The organism is Microbacterium sp. (genome assembly GCF_044508325.1).
GTDB lineage: Bacteria > Actinomycetota > Actinomycetes > Actinomycetales > Microbacteriaceae > Microbacterium.
This window is the reverse complement of record NZ_JBIQHX010000006.1, coordinates 21073-36934: the sequence shown is the minus strand read 5'-3', so window position 1 is coordinate 36934 and position 15862 is coordinate 21073. Positions and strand designations below refer to the sequence as shown.

Below are 15862 nucleotides of genomic sequence, written 5' to 3'. Positions count from 1 at the left end.
GGCGCGTCGGCGTGCCCGCCCGCGGGTGTGTCCGCATCCCCCTTCCCCCACAGAGGAATCGATCCATGAGCACCCCGCGCATCGTCGTCACCGGCGTCGGCGCCACGTCGCCCATCGGCGGCACCGCCCCCGAGAGCTGGTCCGCCCTGCTGGGCGGCGCCTCCGGCACCCACACCCTCGAGTACGACTGGGTGGAGAAGTACCAGCTGCCCGTGACGTTCGCGGCCGAGGCGAAGGTGCGGCCGGACACCGTGCTCGAGCGCCCGATCGCCAAGCGACTCGACCCGGCCTCGCAGCTCGCGCTCGTCGCCGCGATGGAGGCGTGGGCGGATGCCGGCAGCCCCGAGGTGGAGCCGGAGCGCCTCGGCGTCGACTTCGCGACCGGCATCGGCGGCGTGTGGACGCTCCTGGACGCCTGGGACACGCTCAAGGAGAAGGGCCCGCGCCGGGTCATGCCGATGACCGTGCCGATGCTGATGCCCAACGCCGCGGCGGGGAACCTCTCGCTGCACTTCGGCGCCCGGGCCTACGCCCGCACCGTCGCCAGCGCGTGCGCGTCCAGCACGGAGTCGATCATCAACGCCCTCGAGCACCTCCGCGCCGGCTACGCGGACGTGGTCATCGCGGGCGGCACGGAGTCGGCGATCCACCCGATCACGCTCGCGGCCTTCTCGTCCATGCAGGCGCTGTCCCGCCGCAACGACTCCCCCGAGACCGCGTCCAGGCCCGCGAGCATCGACCGCGACGGCTTCGTCATGGGCGAGGGCTCGGGCGCCCTCATCCTCGAGACCGAGGAGCACGCCCGCGCCCGCGGTGCGCGGATCTACGCGTCGGTGGTGGGCGGGGGCGTGACGGCCGACTCGTACCACATCACCGCGAACGACCCTGAGGGCCACGGCGCCGCGCGCGCCGTGCGCATGGCGCTGGAGATGGCCGATGCCTCGCCCGACGATGTCACGCACGTCAATGCGCACGCCACCTCGACGCCGGTGGGCGACCCGAACGAGTACCAGGCGCTGCTGACGGTCTTCGGCGACCGGGTGCGTGAGATCCCCACCTCGGCCACCAAGGCGTCGACAGGTCACCTGCTCGGCGGCACCGGGGCGCTCGAGGCGATCTTCACGGTCCTCGCGCTGCACGAGCGCGTCGCTCCGCCGACGATCAACATCACCGAGCAGGATCCCGAGGTGCCCTTCCTGCTGTCAGGACAGTCGCAGCCGCTGGGCCCCGGCGACCAGCTCGCGATCAGCAACTCGTTCGGCTTCGGCGGCCACAACGCCGTGGCGGCCTTCGCGTCCGTCTGAGCCAGGCTCCGCTGACCCAGGCGGGGGCGATTCGCTTTCCCGGCACCGGGAGACCTCACCGGCCTCCGGTAGTCGCGCCTCGCCCCGCCTGGATGACTCTCGGCCCCGTCAGCCGACCTTGTGCAGCCACACCACGGGCGCGTCGTCGCCGGCGTGCCGGAAGGGCTCCAGTTCGTCGTCCCAGGCGCTGCCGAGCGCCACGGCGAGCTCACGCTGCAGCTCGAACGCATCGCCGGCGGCGACCTCCATCGCGTAGCGGATCCGGTCCTCGCCGATGACGACGTTGCCGGCCGTGTCGGTCAGGGCGTAGTGGATGCCGAGATCCGGCGTGTGCAGCCAGCGCCCGCCGTCGCTGCGAGGGGTGGGGTCTTCCGTCACCTCGAACCGCAGGTGCTCCCAGCCGCGGATCGCGGTGGTCAGCTGCGCTCCGGTGCCGGCCGGCCCCTCCCAGTAGAACTCGGCGCGCCGGGCACCTGCGAGCACCGGCTGGTCGGCCCAGTCGAATCCGACCGGCCGACCCAGCACGCGGCCCACGGCCCACTCCAGGTGCGGACACAACGCGCGCGGCGCGGAGTGAATGAAGATCACTCCACGCGCCTGTGGTGTCGCCATCCGTCTCTCCGTTCCTCAGGTGCGTCTTCCCCTACGACCTGTGTCACGTGAGCGTGGCCTATGCGGTTGTTGCGCCCATTATGGCGCAGCCACGCCGGGAATCACAAGCGTGTCATTCGGCGGGTCCCGGGATGAGCGATTCCCGCGTCTAGGATGGAATCCGGCTCGGCCCCGATAGCTCAGCCGGTCAGAGCAGCGGACTCATAATCCGTCGGTCGCGGGTTCAAGCCCCGCTCGGGGCACACCACCCGCTCCTCCCGCGCGCGCTGTATCAGGCGCCTCCCGTCTCCTCTCCCCTGCAGTGGACGGACCACGAGGGGACGCACACATGCGTGACGACGACAGTCACCGGGAACGATGATGGTCTCGGCGAGCACGGCGAAGTTCTACAACGCGCGGCCGAACGGCCTCCAGCGGTTCGGCGCGCCACGGGACGGCGGAGCCCGCAAGCACCGCGGCACCGACTTCTCGCACTCGACCAGGCCGGGGACACCGGTTCCCGCGCTGCTGGGCGGCAAGGTCACCGGCACGCGCAAGCCCGGTCCCGGCCACGGCTTCGGCTTCCAGGTCACCACGCGGGTCGTCTTCGCCGGCCGCACCTGGGACGTGTCGTATGCCCATGGCAGCCGTGCCTCCGCGTTCAAGGTGGGCGACACCGTCAAGCAGGGCGACGTGATCTCCGCCGAGGGCGAGACCGGCGCCACGGTCGGCCCCTGCATGCACCTGGAGGTGTTCGACGTCGCCGCCGGCAAGTTCGTCGACCCGATGAAGCTCGTCAAGAACGTGCTCAACGGGAGCGGCGGCGGAGGGTCCCCCGCGGTCCTCGATCACGGCGCCGCCGCGGTACCGAAGGCGACCCGCGCGCTCGAGTGGCGATGGACGGGCGTGCAGCGCATGCTCAAAGCGCGACACGGCTTCACGGGCACGATCGACGGGAAGCCCGCGGTCGGGTCGATCGCGGCGTTCCAGCGTTTCATGAACGCGGGCGGCTTCGCCAAGCGGGCGCCCAGGCTCAAGCGCAACCTGGTCGTCGACGGCGCGTGGGGCCGCAACGAGGTGCGCGCGATGCAGCAGTGGCTCACTGAGCGCTGGAGCTACACCGGCGGTGTGGACGGCGTGCCGGGACCCGGCACCAAGGCGGCGTTCGGCCGGGCCGAGAAGGGCAATGCCGAGGCGTTCGCCGCCGTCGTCTGACGCGACGGAGCCCCGGCCCGAGGGCCGGGGCTCCGGAAGCGGCTGCTCAGACGGTCACGCCTCGCTCATGGCCTGGGCGACCTCGGCCTGGCCCTTCGCCGCGTAGTACGCCGCACGAGCGGCATCCCGGCGCGCCTGCTCCGCGTAGCCGGCGTCGAGCACCTCCTGCGGGAGTTCGACGCTGTCGACGCGGTTGCGGCCGTGGTACTTCTCGATATACGCATCCAGCTCCGGCCCCGACGTCCACGAGGTGATGAGGTTGTAGCGCGGCTCGGTGCCCACGTGCGTGGCGGCGTGCCAGAGACGCTGCGTGTCGATGATCAGCTGCGCCCCCGCGGGCAGCGCGATGCGCACCTCGCCCTGCGGGTCGGTGCGGTTCTCGCGCAGCACGAAGAAGCTGTCCTTGTCGTCGGAGAGGTTGAAGAACCCGCGCACGACCCAGCCGGTTCCGTCGGGGTTGAGCCGGTTGTTGTCGTCCTGGTGCAGGTTGTACAGGCACTCGCCGTACGTGGTGGGCTGAAGCTCGATCACGCGGCAGCGACCGACGTTCGCACCGGGCTCCTGCGCGCGTCGCGTGAGGATGGGCGCCTTGGCGACCTGAGACTCGATCCACACGCCGTCCTTGTCGGTGCGCGGCGGCACGGAGTTCCAGAAGCCGTTGCACTCGATCTCGCCCTGCGCCGAAGCCAGCGGGGCGAAGCGGGTGTCGCCGGAGGACTTCCAGTCGACGTACTCGAGGTCGAGCCACTCCTTCGGATCGAGCTCCTGGTTGTACGGGTCGAGGACGACGTATCCGGTCTCCTCGAGCGCTTCGCACTTGATGTAACCCATGTCAGAGATGACCTTTCGTAGAGGGGCCAGCACGTTTTTACAGGCCCGACTCAGGCAAGCCTACTTCCCGCTCCCCGCCGCCCCGGAGCGCACTGCCGCTGAGTGATGCAGCACCGCTTAAGGTGGATGGGGCGGCCGCAGCGGGCCGCCCGAACGGACCCGGGAGCATCCACACGACATGACGAGCGCCACGAACATCCATGCGACGGCCGTGAACACGATCGCCTGGCTGTCCGCGCCGGAGACGAACATCGTCGTGCCCGTGTATCAACGGCAGTACCGGTGGGACATCGGCGGCTGCGAGCAGCTGCTCGGCGACATCCGCGCCGTGGCCGGCTCGGACGGACGCGGCATGCACTTCATCGGGTCGATCCTCTCCTCCCGCGACGCCGGCGATGAGTCCGAGCTCGTGCTGATCGACGGCCAGCAGCGGATCACGACGATCGTGCTGCTGACAGCGGCGCTGCGTCACACCCTCGGCGACGCTGATCCGCACCTGGCGGCCGAGCTCGACGCCGTGCTCGTGCGCGCGACCGACCCCGGACGCACGAAGCTGCGGCCGCACCGCGCGTGGGCGAGCGTCTTCGAGGACGTGGTGCTGGCCCGCACCGACGGGATGCCGCGCGAGTCGCGCTTCGACGACAACTACGCGTTCTTCCGCAGCCAGGTCTCCCCCGACGAGGCGCGGCACATCTGGGCGGGCCTGCGCAAGCTCGAGCACGTCGCGATCACCCTGGAAGCCGGCGCCCATGCGCAGCAGATCTTCGAGAGCCTGAACTCGACGGGCGAGCCCCTGCGCGACCACGAGCTGATCCACAATTACGTGCTCATGGGCCTGACCCATGCCCAGCAGACCGAGATCGAGGACGAGTACTGGGCGGTCATCGAGCAGAACACCGGCGAGGCGATCGGATCGTTCTGGCGGCACCATCTCGTGATGACGACCGGCCGGGAGGTCACGGTGGCGGGCGAGCGGGGCGTGTACGACGCCTTCCGGCAGGAGTACCCGCGCCTGGATGTCGACACGCTGCGTGCGCACGCGGCCCGCTGGCGCGCCCACAGCGCGGTGTACCGGGCGCTGCTGGATCCGCGCGAGGTGGACGACCCCGGGATCGCGCGGCAGCTGGCCTACCTGAACACGTTCGGACGCGGCATGTATCCGCTGGTGATGCGGGCATACGACGAGCACCGGCGCGGCGACCTGAGCCGCGACCGGCTCATCGAGACCCTCGAGCACATCCAGGCGCTCCTGCTGCGGCGCGCGGTCGTCGGAATCCCGAACGACCGTCTCGTCGCGCGCCTGTGCCGGGCGCGCGATGACGGCGAGGACGCGTTCGAGCACGCGATCTCGCGCATCACGCCGTCGGACGAGCGGGTGCGCGTGGCCCTGAAGTTCACCGACCTCCCGCACGCCGCATATGTGCTCGGCAGGCTCGCGCGGGTCGACGAGCTGGACGGTCTCGAGGTCGATCACATCGTGCCGCTGTCGCCGTCGGACGACTGGTCGGGCGACGGTGTGCGCACGTGGGCCGACTACAGCGAAGACGAGCAGAACAGCCACCGCGCACTGGCGCAGTCTCTGGGGAACATGACCCTGCTCGAGCAGCCGCTGGCCGAGCGGGTGTTCGACGCGTCGTTCCCGGTCAAGCGCGACAAGGCGTATGCCCGCAGCGACATCGCGCTCAACCGCGAGCTGGCCGGGCAGCCGTCCTGGGGCACGGGCGCGATCTCCGCCCGCACGGGGGCATTGACCGAAGCGTTCATCGGGGTGTGGGGCCGCCCGCTGGCCGTGCTCATCGACGACGACGGGCTCACGCCGATCCTGGACGCCCGGCGCCGGCGCGGCTGGCCGCGGGGATGGGAGCGCGAGTTCGACTACGTCGAGTATCGCGGCGAGCACTGGGAAGTGCACGACGTCCGGCACCTGTTCCACCGCATCTTCACCCGGCTGTGGGCCGATGCACGCGACGACGTGCGGTCGTACAGCGCGCGCCGGGGCGGGCCGATCTTCCCCGCCCGGTCATGGAACGGTCGCTGGGAAGCGCTCGACGGCGGCGCTTTCCTCTATCTGGGCTGGGATGCGAAGTACATGATGACCGCCGTGCAGGGGGTGCTGGTCGAGGCCGGCCTTGCAGCGGAGGTGTTCGTCAAGTACTCGTACATCGGAGCCGCGATGTAGCGGTCCGAGCCCTCAGCCGGGCGCGGGCGGATCGTCCTTGTCGCGCACCGGCGGCTCCGGCCACACCTTCGAGACCGCCTCGGTGATGCGGATCGCCCCCGTCTTGGGCTGCGCCGGGTCGACCGGCCCGCCGCTGCCCCGCCGAATGGGCAGCTCCTGGCTGTCGCTGATCACCTGAGGGTGGTGCCGGGCCAGCTCGAAGACGCCGTAGACGGCGACCGCGCCGGCGACCGCGAAGCAGATGAACACCCACCACGGCGCGTGCGATGCCTCGCCCAGCACGAACAGCCCGATCAGGATGGCGACGATCGGGTCGATCACGGTGAGCCCCGCGATCACCAGGTCCGGCGGACCCGAGGCGTACGCGGTCTGGACGAAGTAGGCGCCGACCGCCGCCGCGACCAGGAGTGCGATCAGGCAGACCAGGGTGAGCCAGTCGAAGTTGGAGTTCTGGATGCGGTTGATGACGACCTTCGCGAGGGTCGCGACGAAGCCGTACATCACACCCGCTGCCACGATGTAGAACAGCGCCGTCATCCGGTGTCGCAGCCACACCCACACCGCCGTCAGCACGATGGCGACGACCGCGAGGATGACCAGGATGGTGATCAGCTGCGAGTTCTCGATCTCTTCGTCGGTGGCGAACAGCGCCGCCAGCACGACGAACAGGAAGATCCCTCCGACGCACTCGACGATCGCGCGGATCGAGCGCCGCGTCGGACGATGCCCGCTGATGCGCGCGTTGAGCAGGGTCGTGATCACCAGGGCGATGGCGCCCAGGGGCTGCACCACGATGAGCGGCGCGAACGACAGTGCCGCCAGCTGGCACGCGATCGCCAGGCCCAGCATGATGGTGCCGACCATCCACGAGGGGCGCTGCAGCAGACGCAGCAGCTGTGCGGCCTTGAGGCCCTCGCTGCTGGACTCGCCGGTGAGGCGCTCGACCTTCAGGACGCCGCGATGCTGGTACTGCGCGCCGAAGGACATGAACACGGCACCCAGCAGCGCCAGCGGGATGCCGATGAGGATGCGCGGGTCGCCGAACACGCCGAGAAGCACGTCCGTGACGTCGTCGAGGCCGGCATCCGTCCACAGCACGGTACGACACTACCTGCCGGGTGCGGCCGGTAGGCTCTGGACGTGGCCGTTCGACCGATCCGCATCATGGGCGACCCTGTTCTGCACGCGCCGGCCTCGCCGGTGGAAGAGGTCACCGACGAGATCCGCACCCTGGTCGCGGACATGTTCGAGACGATGGACGCGGCCCCGGGTGTCGGCCTGGCCGCGCCGCAGGTCGGCGTCCCGCTGCGGGTGTTCACCTACTCGTACACCGATGACGACGGCGCACCGTGGCGCGGCGTCGTGATCAACCCCGTCCTGTGGATCGCGCCTTTGGAGCCGGGTGCGCCGGACGAGGACTCCGAGTCGGAGGGATGCCTCTCCTTCCCGGGTGAGCGCTTTCCGCTGCGGCGATCCGAGCGGGCGCTGGTGACCGGGACCGATCTGGACGGCGCCGCGGTGCGCATCGAGGTGGACGGGTGGCGAGCGCGCATCCTGCAGCACGAGTTCGACCATCTCGACGGCGTGCTCTACATCGACCGCCTCTCGGACGCGGACTGGAAGACGGTGCAGAAGATCGCGCGCAAGCGCGGCTGGGGCCGCCCAGGGCAGAGCTGGATGCCAGGGGTCGACGACATCGAGGCCTGACGACGCGTCACTGCGGACAGAGCTGGTCGATGACCGCCTGCGACAGCGCGGAGTCGGCCCGATCGCGCCTCAGCCCTTCGCGCGGATCTCCCGCTCGAGCGCCTCGATCCTCGCGCTCAGCGACTCCAGCCGGGCCGCCACCAGCTCCGCCAGGCGCAGGTTGTCGCTCGCGAGCGTGTACGCGACACCGGCGCCGTACTCGAGCTGCCGGATCGCGTACGCGACATCCAGCTCGCCTTCGCGGCGTTCGGGGACCATGTCCAGCCGCGCTTTGGTCTCGTGGGCCGCCGTGATCTCCGCACGGATCGCGTCCGACTCTTCGCTCATGGATGGCACCTCCAGATTCTCCGCAGCGCCGCTGCACGCAGCGCCGCTCTGGTGAGGCGACTATAGTGGCTCCCCCGGTTGGACTCGAACCAACAACCTATCGGTTAACAGCCGATTGCTCTGCCAATTGAGCTACAGGGGAATGTGCCCGCCCAGCGGGCAACCCGTCCAGCTTAGCAAACCGCGAAGGGTGCGAATCACGACGACACGAGGCGTGGATCCGCCTGTGCGCCGGGCGTCCAGATCAGGCCGTCCGCACCGTCCTGCGCGACGACATGGCCCTGGTGCAACACGATGCGGTGGGCGTGGAGGCGGCGCGGGAGAGCGGTCTCGTTCGTCGCGATGAGCGTGGCCATGCCGTACTCGTCCCGCCGTCGCGCGATCGCATCCCGCACGACGTGCTGGACCTCGATGTCGAGGTTCGCGAGAGGATCGTCGGCGACGAGGATGCGCGGCTGCAGCACGAGGGCACGCGCCAGCGCCACGCGCTGACGCATGCCCGCCGACAGTTCGTAGGGGTATTTCACGGCCGCGCCGAGCGGCAGCTCGACCTCATCCAGCAGCGCGGCGGTGCGCACGGCCAGCGCACGGGCGTTCACCTTGCGGTCGCGGCTCGTGATCGGCTCGCCGATGATGTCGCCGACGGTCAGCCGTGCGTCCAGTCGCGCGCCGGCGCCCTGCGCGAGATAGCCGACATAGGCCAGCAGCATGCGCCGCGAGCGGCCGGGACGGCGCAGGTCGATGCCCTCGACGACGGCCGTTCCGCCGTCGACGGCGAGGCCGTGTTCCGAGCGCCCGCTGAGCAGCGCGAGGAGGCTGGACTTTCCGGCACCGGTCGGGCCCATCACCGCGACGACGCCGCCGCGCCCGAGGCGGAGGTCGATGCCCTCGACGACCCGCGTGCGCGACGGAGTCGTCCACGCGACGCTGAGGTCCGTGCAGGCGACGGCGACGGCGGGGTCGGAGCGGGGCGGCATGCGTTCATCCTGCCTGGTCGGGTGCCAGGTCGCCAGTGCCGTGCGCCGAGGTCACTGCTCGGAGCGGAGGCGGTGGCGCTCCAGGTCGAGGTCGCGCAGCCGCACGCGCAGCGCCCGTCCCTCATCGGAGTCGGCCGGCACCCGTTGCACCGCACCGAGCAGTTCGGCCTTCTGCGCATCGAGATCACGCGAGAGCAGAGCCCGCGCCAGGCTCGTCGCCGACGCCACGGCTCCGTCCTCGTCACGTGCGGGGAACTCGGCCGCCAGCAGCTGACCCCCCAGCGCGCGGTAGGGCTCGCGGATCGTCTCGACGGCTGCCGAGGCCCAGCCCGGTCGCGACACCTGGTCGAGGTGCTCGGCGATCACGGCGCGCACCGCCTCCAGGGCGGGATTGCGGAAGGGCACCGTGCTCGCACGCCGGAGCAGATCCGCATCCACCCGGTGCCCGTACTGCAGGAACCCCATGAGTGCGTCGCGCTCGAGCAGGGTGTCGCGATCCGGTCGCAGCGATGCGAGCGTGACCGCAGGTGCGGCGGCATCCCCTCCCTCGGCGGGCGCCTGGGTGCGCTGCGACTCGTCCCGGCGTGCCGGCGCGTTGCCGGCGCGGGCGACCTCGCGTCGCACGTCGTCGGGGTCAAGGCCCAGCCGACGCGCGAGCACCCGCGTGTATTCAGGCTGCAGCAGCCGGTCGCGCAGCTCGGCGACCACGGGTGCGGCCGCCCGCAGAGCGCCCACCCGTCCCTCGACGCTGGACAGGTCGAATCCCGCGATGCGCTGGTCGAGCACGAACTCGACCATCGGCACCTTCGTGTCCATGAGGGCGCGCACGGCGCCGTCGCCCTTCCGGATCCGCAGGTCGCACGGATCGAGGCCGTCCGGCGCGACCGCCACATAGGTCTGGGCGTTGAACCGCTTGGCCTCGGCGAACGCGCGGAGCGCGGCCTTCTGGCCGGCCGCATCCGGATCGAAGGTGAACACCACCTCGCCAGCGGCGGACTCGTCGCCCATGACGCGGCGCAGGACCGTGATGTGCTCGGCCCCGAACGCCGTGCCGCACGTGGCGACGGCCGTCGTGATACCGGCGAGGTGGCAGGCCATGACGTCGGTGTAGCCCTCGACGACGACCACGCGACGGGGCTCGCCGCGCGCGATGTCGCGCTTGGCGAGGTCGAGCCCGTAGAGCACCTGCGCCTTGTGGTAGATCGCCGTCTCGGGCGTGTTGAGGTACTTCGGGCCCTTGTCGTCCTCGCGCAGGCGACGGGCACCGAATCCGATCGTCTGCCCGGTCACGTCTCGGATCGGCCAGACAAGCCGGCCGCGGAAGCGGTCGTACGGTCCCCGCTGGCCCGCGGAGACCAGGCCCGCCGCGCTCAGCTCGTCGGCGGTGAAGCCCTGGGCGCTCAGCGCGGTGATCAGGGCATCCCAGCTCTGCGGGGCATAGCCGACGCCGAAGTGCGCGGCCGCGCCGGCGTCGAAGCCGCGCTCGCCCAGGAACCGCCGTCCGATCTCGGCCTCCGCAGTCGTCAGCTGCGCGCGGAAGAACTCGGCCGCGGCGGCGTTGGCGGCGTACAGCCGCGTCCGGCCGCCCTTGTCCGGCGTCGCACCGCCGTCCTCGTAGTGCAGCGTGTAGCCGATGCGTCCGGCGAGACGCTCGACGGCCTCCTGGAAGCTCAGGTGGTCCATCTTCCGCAGGAACGAGTAGACGTCGCCCGACTCCCCGCAGCCGAAGCAGTGGTAGAAGCCCGCCTGCGGCCGCACGTTGAAGCTGGGGCTGCGCTCGTCGTGGAACGGACACAGCCCCTTCATCGACCCGACGCCGGCCGGCTTGAGCGCAACCCGCTCGCCGATGATGTCGGCGATGTTGGTGCGCGCCTTCACCTCCTCGACATCGGCCTGTGCGATCCTGCCCGCCATCAGTCCCCCTCGACAAGCTCGGGGGCCACAGGCTCGGGGATCGGCGGACGGGGCACCGGCAGCGGGGCGCGGGGCGTCCAGATGCCCACCGAGGCGGCATCCACCTCGCCCACCAGCCGCTCGTGCCACCCGATCGCCAGCTGATCGGTCAGGCTCGCCACCTGATCGACCACGACACGGCGCTGCTCCGCTTCGGATCCGGCGTGGGCGAAGTCCGCCGCGAAGACCGGATCCAGCGTCGCCGGGGCGCCCTCCCACAGCGCGGTCGCCAGCCGCTTGAGGACGCGTCTCTGCTCCTTGTAGAGCTGCTTGCGGCCTTCGATCGACACGACGAACGCTCCGATGACGCCCTTGAGCACCGCCATCTCCGCCTCGATCACACGAGGGACCACGACATGGGCGCGGTAGCGGGTCAGCACCGAGCCGGGATACGCGTCGCGGGTCGCTGCGGTCGCCGCGCGGGCGAACCGCCCGATGAGGTCCGAGGTCAGGTTCTTCAGCTTGGCGAGGTCCGCGCGCGAGGCCGAGAAGGCGGTCAGCCAGTGGGGGATGCGGCGCAGGCGGTAGAGCGCGTCGTCGAGCTCGTCCCGGGCGAAGTCGAAGCCGACCCAGGCCTGGATCGCGGTGACCAGCGCGTCGTGCTCGCGCACGTCGGCCAGGCGCGCCGGATCGAGGTATCCGTTGACGATCGCGTCTTCGAAGTCGTGCACCGAGTAGGCGATGTCGTCCGAGAGGTCCATCGCCTCGGCCTCGATGCAGCGCACCCGCCCCGGCGCCCCCTCGCGCAGCCAGCGGAAGACGGGCTCGTCGTCGGCGTACACGCCGAACTTCAGGCGGCCGCCGGAATCGGGCAGCGGCCGCTCCGCCGTCCAGGGGTACTTGCACGTGGCATCCAGGCTCGCCCGGGTCAGGTTGAGCCCGAACGGGGTGCCGTCGGCAGCCAGCACCTTCGGCTCCAGCCGGGTGAGGATGCGCAGGCTCTGCGCGTTGCCCTCGAACCCGCCGATGTCCTCCGCCCAGTCGTTGAGCGCACGCTCGCCGTTGTGACCGAACGGCGGGTGCCCGAGGTCGTGCGACAGGCAGGCGGCGTCGACCACATCGGGCGCCAGCCCCAGCGAGGTGGCGAGCTCGCGTCCGACCTGGGCGACCTCGAGGGAGTGCGTGAGCCGATTGCGCGCGAAATCCCCGGGGGATGCCGGCGAGAGCACCTGCGTCTTCGCGGCGAGCCGCCGCAGAGCCGCGGAGTGCAGCACCCTTGCTCGATCCCGCGCGAAGTCGTCGCGGCGCGAGCGGTGCTGCTCGACGAAGATGCGCGCGGTGTCGTGCTCGTCGTAGCCCGGTGGCCGCCCCGGAGCGACGCCTGCGCCCTCAGCCGCCACTGGTGTCGAGCTCCGCCTCGACGAGTTCGCCGGCGGCCGCCTCGCCGAGCTCGCGCGAGTCCAGCCATCCCTCGGGCAGGGCCGGTCGCTTGGGACTGCCGGCGCGCCCGCGCTGCCCCTCCGCCGCAGCGCCCGGGTAGGGCGCGTCGTGATCGAGCGTGGCGAGCAGGTCGTCGATCTCGGCGAGGGTGGAGGCCGTGGCCAGCCGCGCGCGCAGCTCGCCTCCCACCGGGTAGCCCTTGAAGTACCAGGCGACGTGCTTGCGGATGTCGCGGCAGCCGCGATCCTCGTCGCCGAAGAACTCGATGAGAAGCTCGGCGTGGCGACGGAACGCGCGGGCGACGAAGCCGAGCGTCGCGTCCACTCCCCCGCTCCTGGATCCGGCCTCCGGATCGAACGCGGCCGCGAGCTCGCCGAACAGCCACGGACGGCCCAGGCATCCACGTCCGACCACCACGCCGTCGCACCCGGTCTGCGCCATCATCCGGACTGCGTCGTCGGCCGACCAGATGTCTCCGTTGCCGAGCACGGGCACGCCGGTGACGGCCTCCTTCAGCGCCGAGATCGCGTCCCAGTCAGCGGTGCCGGAGTAGAACTCGCTCGCCGTGCGCGCATGCAGGGCGACCGCGGCCGCGCCGGCATCCTCGGCGATGCGTCCGGCGTCGAGGTAGGTGAGATGGTCGGCGTCGATGCCCTTGCGCATCTTGACGGTGAGGGGGATCCCCCCGGCCGCTCGCACGGCCCCGGTGACGATCTCACGGAACAGCCCCAGCTTCCAGGGCAGCGCCGCTCCCCCGCCCTTGCGCGTCACCTTCGGCACGGGGCAGCCGAAGTTGAGATCGATGTGATCGGCGCGATCCTCCGCGACGAGGATCCGCACCGCCTCGGCCATCGTCTTCGGGTCGACGCCGTACAGCTGGATCGAGCGTGGCGTCTCGGATTCATGGTGGCCGATGAGGCGCATGGTGGTGGAGTTGCGCTCCACGAGGGCGCGCGAGGTGATCATCTCGCTGACGTAGAGGCCGGCGCCGTACTCGCGGCAGAGTCGCCGGAACGCGGTGTTGGTGATGCCCGCCATCGGCGCCAGCACCACAGGCGCCCCCAGCTCGATCGGGCCGATGCGCAGCGGCTGCACGGCCAGGTCGGGGGCGAGGGCGATGGTCACCGGTCCATTCTCCCAGAATCGGGCGGGTGCGCGGTCAGACCGACCTACGCTGGGGACATGACCTCCGTCACTGCCGCCGACCTCCGCGAGATCCCCTTCCGCACCCCCGACGGTGACACCCGCACCATCGCCGACTACGGGCGCGAGGTGGTGCTCGTCGTCAACGTCGCCTCCCGGTGCGGCCTCACACCGCAGTACGAGCAGCTCGAGAAGCTGCAGGAGACGTACGGTGAGCGCGGGTTCACGGTGCTCGGGTTCCCCTGCAACCAGTTCATGGGGCAGGAGCCGGGCTCGATGGACGAGATCCTCGAGTACTGCGCGACGACCTGGGGAGTGAGCTTCCCCATCCTCGACAAGGTCAAGGTCAACGGCGGCAAGGCGGCTCCGCTGTTCGAGGCCCTGCGGCAGACGCCGGACGCCCACGGGAAGGCGGGCCGGATCACCTGGAACTTCGAGAAGTTCCTGCTGACGCCGGATGGCGTCGTGCACCGGTTCCGGCCGAAGGTGACGCCGGACGATCCCGCCATCGTGCGGGCGATCGAGCAGGCGCTGCCGCGCTGAGTCAGCCGACCGGCTCTGCCTGCGGCGCGCGCCGCTCGGCCCACACCTGGCGGGCGATCTGCGTGAACGCCTCTGCGGGCTGCGCGCCCGAGACGCCGTACTTCCCGTCGATCACGAAGAAGGGCACGCCGTTGATCCCGTACGCGGCAGCCTGAGCCTGGTCGGCGCGGACGGCGTCGAGATGGCGGCCGCTTTCCAGGGCCTCGCGCGCGGCGTCCGCGTCCAGGCCCGCCTCAGCGGCGAGGGCGACCAGATCGTCCACGCGTCCGACGTGGCGGCCCTCGGTGAAGTACGCCGCCATCAGTCGCTCTGCCATCTCGTGCTGACGGCCGTGAGCCTTGGCGAAGTGCAGCAGCTCGTGCGCCTTCACCGTGTTCGTGTGCTTGAGGATGTCGAAGCGGTATTCGAGCCCCGCCTGCGCCGCCACACCGGTGACGCGGTCGAGCATCTGGTGCACCTGCTCGACAGGCAGTCCCTTGTGCTGCGACAGGAAGTCGATCTCGCTGCCATCGAAGTCGACCGGCGTGTCGGGCGAGAGCTCGAAGGAGTGGTATTCGACCTCGACCACGGGCGCGTCCTCATCAGCCGCGGCGCCGGCCAGGCCGTTCTCCAGGTTGCGCTTGCCGATGTAGCACCAGGGGCAGGCGATGTCACTCCACACGTCGATCTTGATGGCATCCGTCATGCCTTCGTCAACACGCGGCGCCGACGAGACATTCCCGCCGCGGCATCAACCGGGAGGGACATCGTCGGGGAGGAAGCGGTAGCGCACCCGGTAGTTCGCGGGATCGATCGGGATGACGAGGGTGGACGCGTCGGCGGACCAGGCATCGGGCACCAGGAAGAGGTAATCGCCGCCGCGGACGAGCAGTCGCAGGCCCTGATACCGGTAGCGGAACTGACCCGCCACGGGCGTTCCGTCCGCATTGAAGTCCTGGTCGAGCCGGATGGCGGTGATCTCGGAGGTGCCGGGTGACACCCTGTCCTTGGCGTCGAGCACCACGGCGGGCAGCACGCTCAGGTCGGCCGCGAGCGTCCGCGCCTGACCGCGCCCCCACCATTGCGCGACCGCTGCCGTGGCCCAGAAGGCCCCGGCGACCATGACGGCGACCAGCAGCACCACGAGCGCCCGCCCCTGCGTCGCACCGCTGAGGGTCCGCGCCGTCTGTGCGGCGTAGGCGGCGAGTCCCGCACCGGACCCGAGCGTCATCGCGGTGGCGAAGCCGTAGTACGGCCAGGATGACAGCGCCGCGTAGCTGAAGGCCAGCACGAGACCCGCGAGCATGAGCACGATCCCCGACCAGGCGAACAAGGCGATCGTGCGTCGCCGCCATCGTGGTGTCGCGGTGCGCAGGCGCGCCCGCAGGAGCCGATGCCCGACGATCGCGGCGGCGGCGATCAGCAGGATCACCATCACCGGGACGAAGACTGCACCGGGGCTGCGCATGACGAACTGCTGGTTGCTGAAGTCGAGCACGTCGACGTCGACACCGAAGTAGAGGAAGAACTCCCGGGACGAGACATAGCCGAAGTAGAACAGGAGCGCCGTGATCAGCGTGGCGGGGGCGATGAAGTTCGACAGGAAGCCGATCCACTTCTCGTATCCGAGGCCCGGCGGCGGTGCGGGCTCGGCCGGCGGCGCGTCCTCGGCCGCAGGCACGGCTTCGGGGGTCGGCGCGGGCGCAGATCGGGTTCGGCGGGCCATGTCTGCC

Annotated in this window: 15 protein-coding genes and 2 tRNA genes; 6 read left to right on the top strand and 11 right to left on the bottom strand. The window is 70.7% G+C overall.

Features of this window, described 5'->3' with window-relative positions:
- The first annotated feature begins 65 nt into the window (after positions 1 to 65).
- Positions 66 to 1304, top strand: a complete 1239-nt coding sequence (locus ACIWQI_RS06730; RefSeq protein ID WP_396656371.1) for a beta-ketoacyl-[acyl-carrier-protein] synthase family protein — start codon at positions 66 to 68, stop codon at positions 1302 to 1304.
- Positions 1305 to 1412: 108 nt separating this feature from the next.
- On the opposite strand, the gene ACIWQI_RS06725 is transcribed toward ACIWQI_RS06730, so the two are convergent.
- The gene (locus ACIWQI_RS06725) at positions 1413 to 1916 is read right to left on the bottom strand and encodes a DUF3145 domain-containing protein (protein ID WP_396656370.1); all 504 of its coding nucleotides are present in this window, start codon (positions 1914 to 1916) and stop codon (positions 1413 to 1415) included.
- Positions 1917 to 2084: 168 nt separating this feature from the next.
- Here ACIWQI_RS06725 and ACIWQI_RS06720 point away from each other — a divergent pair.
- Both ACIWQI_RS06720 and ACIWQI_RS06715 read left to right on the top strand, forming a co-directional pair.
- Positions 2085 to 2158, top strand: a tRNA-Ile gene (locus ACIWQI_RS06720).
- A 115-nt stretch (positions 2159 to 2273) separates the two neighbouring features.
- Positions 2274 to 3110, top strand: coding sequence for a M23 family metallopeptidase (locus tag ACIWQI_RS06715; RefSeq protein WP_396656369.1), 837 nt, complete (start codon positions 2274 to 2276; stop codon positions 3108 to 3110).
- A gap of 54 nt (positions 3111 to 3164) precedes the next feature.
- Here ACIWQI_RS06715 and ACIWQI_RS06710 read toward each other — a convergent pair whose 3' ends face one another.
- A complete protein-coding gene (locus ACIWQI_RS06710) occupies positions 3165 to 3941 on the bottom strand; it encodes a hypothetical protein (RefSeq protein WP_396656368.1) in 777 nt (258 codons plus the stop codon).
- Positions 3942 to 4119: 178 nt separating this feature from the next.
- Between ACIWQI_RS06710 and ACIWQI_RS06705 the strand changes: the two genes are divergently transcribed.
- Positions 4120 to 6120 (top strand): DUF262 domain-containing protein, encoded by a 2001-nt coding sequence (locus ACIWQI_RS06705; protein WP_396656367.1) that lies wholly within the window; start codon positions 4120 to 4122, stop codon positions 6118 to 6120.
- Positions 6121 to 6132: 12 nt separating this feature from the next.
- On the opposite strand, the gene ACIWQI_RS06700 is transcribed toward ACIWQI_RS06705, so the two are convergent.
- A complete protein-coding gene (locus ACIWQI_RS06700; RefSeq protein ID WP_396656366.1) occupies positions 6133 to 7218 on the bottom strand; it encodes a DMT family transporter in 1086 nt (361 codons plus the stop codon).
- A 42-nt stretch (positions 7219 to 7260) separates the two neighbouring features.
- Between ACIWQI_RS06700 and def the strand changes: the two genes are divergently transcribed.
- Positions 7261 to 7827: a peptide deformylase gene (gene def / locus ACIWQI_RS06695; RefSeq protein WP_396656365.1), complete on the top strand. Its 567-nt coding sequence runs from the start codon at positions 7261 to 7263 to the stop codon at positions 7825 to 7827.
- A 69-nt stretch (positions 7828 to 7896) separates the two neighbouring features.
- On the opposite strand, the gene ACIWQI_RS06690 is transcribed toward def, so the two are convergent.
- The 6 genes from ACIWQI_RS06690 to dusB all read right to left on the bottom strand — a co-directional run bounded on the left by ACIWQI_RS06690 (position 7897) and on the right by dusB (position 13589).
- Positions 7897 to 8154 (bottom strand): hypothetical protein, encoded by a 258-nt coding sequence (locus tag ACIWQI_RS06690; protein ID WP_396656364.1) that lies wholly within the window; start codon positions 8152 to 8154, stop codon positions 7897 to 7899.
- A 66-nt stretch (positions 8155 to 8220) separates the two neighbouring features.
- A tRNA-Asn gene (locus ACIWQI_RS06685) sits at positions 8221 to 8296 on the bottom strand.
- A 55-nt stretch (positions 8297 to 8351) separates the two neighbouring features.
- Positions 8352 to 9131, bottom strand: a complete 780-nt coding sequence (locus ACIWQI_RS06680; RefSeq protein WP_396656363.1) for an ATP-binding cassette domain-containing protein — start codon at positions 9129 to 9131, stop codon at positions 8352 to 8354.
- Positions 9132 to 9182: 51 nt separating this feature from the next.
- A complete protein-coding gene (gene dnaG / locus ACIWQI_RS06675; protein WP_396656362.1) occupies positions 9183 to 11045 on the bottom strand; it encodes a DNA primase in 1863 nt (620 codons plus the stop codon).
- Positions 11045 to 12424: a deoxyguanosinetriphosphate triphosphohydrolase gene (locus ACIWQI_RS06670; RefSeq protein WP_396656361.1), complete on the bottom strand. Its 1380-nt coding sequence runs from the start codon at positions 12422 to 12424 to the stop codon at positions 11045 to 11047. Before ACIWQI_RS06670 ends, dnaG begins: the two co-directional genes overlap by 1 nt.
- Positions 12414 to 13589, bottom strand: coding sequence for a tRNA dihydrouridine synthase DusB (dusB, locus tag ACIWQI_RS06665; RefSeq protein ID WP_396656360.1), 1176 nt, complete (start codon positions 13587 to 13589; stop codon positions 12414 to 12416). The genes ACIWQI_RS06670 and dusB overlap by 11 nt, the downstream gene beginning before the upstream one ends.
- Positions 13590 to 13646: 57 nt before the next feature.
- On the opposite strand from dusB, the gene ACIWQI_RS06660 reads away from it, so the two are divergent.
- Complete coding sequence (locus ACIWQI_RS06660) at positions 13647 to 14150, top strand: glutathione peroxidase (RefSeq protein WP_396656359.1); 504 nt, start codon at positions 13647 to 13649, stop codon at positions 14148 to 14150.
- 1 nt (position 14151) lies between these two features.
- Here the strand turns inward: ACIWQI_RS06660 and ACIWQI_RS06655 are convergent, their stop codons facing one another.
- Together ACIWQI_RS06655 and ACIWQI_RS06650 are read right to left on the bottom strand one after the other, a co-directional pair.
- Positions 14152 to 14835, bottom strand: a complete 684-nt coding sequence (locus tag ACIWQI_RS06655; RefSeq protein WP_396656358.1) for a DsbA family protein — start codon at positions 14833 to 14835, stop codon at positions 14152 to 14154.
- A gap of 45 nt (positions 14836 to 14880) precedes the next feature.
- Complete coding sequence (locus tag ACIWQI_RS06650; RefSeq protein WP_396656357.1) at positions 14881 to 15855, bottom strand: hypothetical protein; 975 nt, start codon at positions 15853 to 15855, stop codon at positions 14881 to 14883.
- Positions 15856 to 15862: the final 7 nt, after the last annotated feature.

Excerpts from the sequence above, each read along its gene's own strand:
- ACIWQI_RS06730 (WP_396656371.1), top strand. The coding sequence starts at position 66 with ATGAGCACCCCGCGCATCGTCGTCACCGGCGTCGGCGCCACGTCGCCC.
- ACIWQI_RS06725 (WP_396656370.1), bottom strand. The coding sequence starts at position 1,916 with ATGGCGACACCACAGGCGCGTGGAGTGATCTTCATTCACTCCGCGCCG.
- ACIWQI_RS06715 (WP_396656369.1), top strand. The coding sequence starts at position 2,274 with ATGATGGTCTCGGCGAGCACGGCGAAGTTCTACAACGCGCGGCCGAAC.
- ACIWQI_RS06710 (WP_396656368.1), bottom strand. The coding sequence starts at position 3,941 with ATGGGTTACATCAAGTGCGAAGCGCTCGAGGAGACCGGATACGTCGTC.
- ACIWQI_RS06705 (WP_396656367.1), top strand. The coding sequence starts at position 4,120 with ATGACGAGCGCCACGAACATCCATGCGACGGCCGTGAACACGATCGCC.
- ACIWQI_RS06690 (WP_396656364.1), bottom strand. The coding sequence starts at position 8,154 with ATGAGCGAAGAGTCGGACGCGATCCGTGCGGAGATCACGGCGGCCCAC.
- ACIWQI_RS06680 (WP_396656363.1), bottom strand. The coding sequence starts at position 9,131 with ATGCCGCCCCGCTCCGACCCCGCCGTCGCCGTCGCCTGCACGGACCTC.
- dnaG (WP_396656362.1), bottom strand. The coding sequence starts at position 11,045 with ATGGCGGGCAGGATCGCACAGGCCGATGTCGAGGAGGTGAAGGCGCGC.
- ACIWQI_RS06660 (WP_396656359.1), top strand. The coding sequence starts at position 13,647 with ATGACCTCCGTCACTGCCGCCGACCTCCGCGAGATCCCCTTCCGCACC.
- ACIWQI_RS06655 (WP_396656358.1), bottom strand. The coding sequence starts at position 14,835 with ATGACGGATGCCATCAAGATCGACGTGTGGAGTGACATCGCCTGCCCC.
- ACIWQI_RS06650 (WP_396656357.1), bottom strand. The coding sequence starts at position 15,855 with ATGGCCCGCCGAACCCGATCTGCGCCCGCGCCGACCCCCGAAGCCGTG.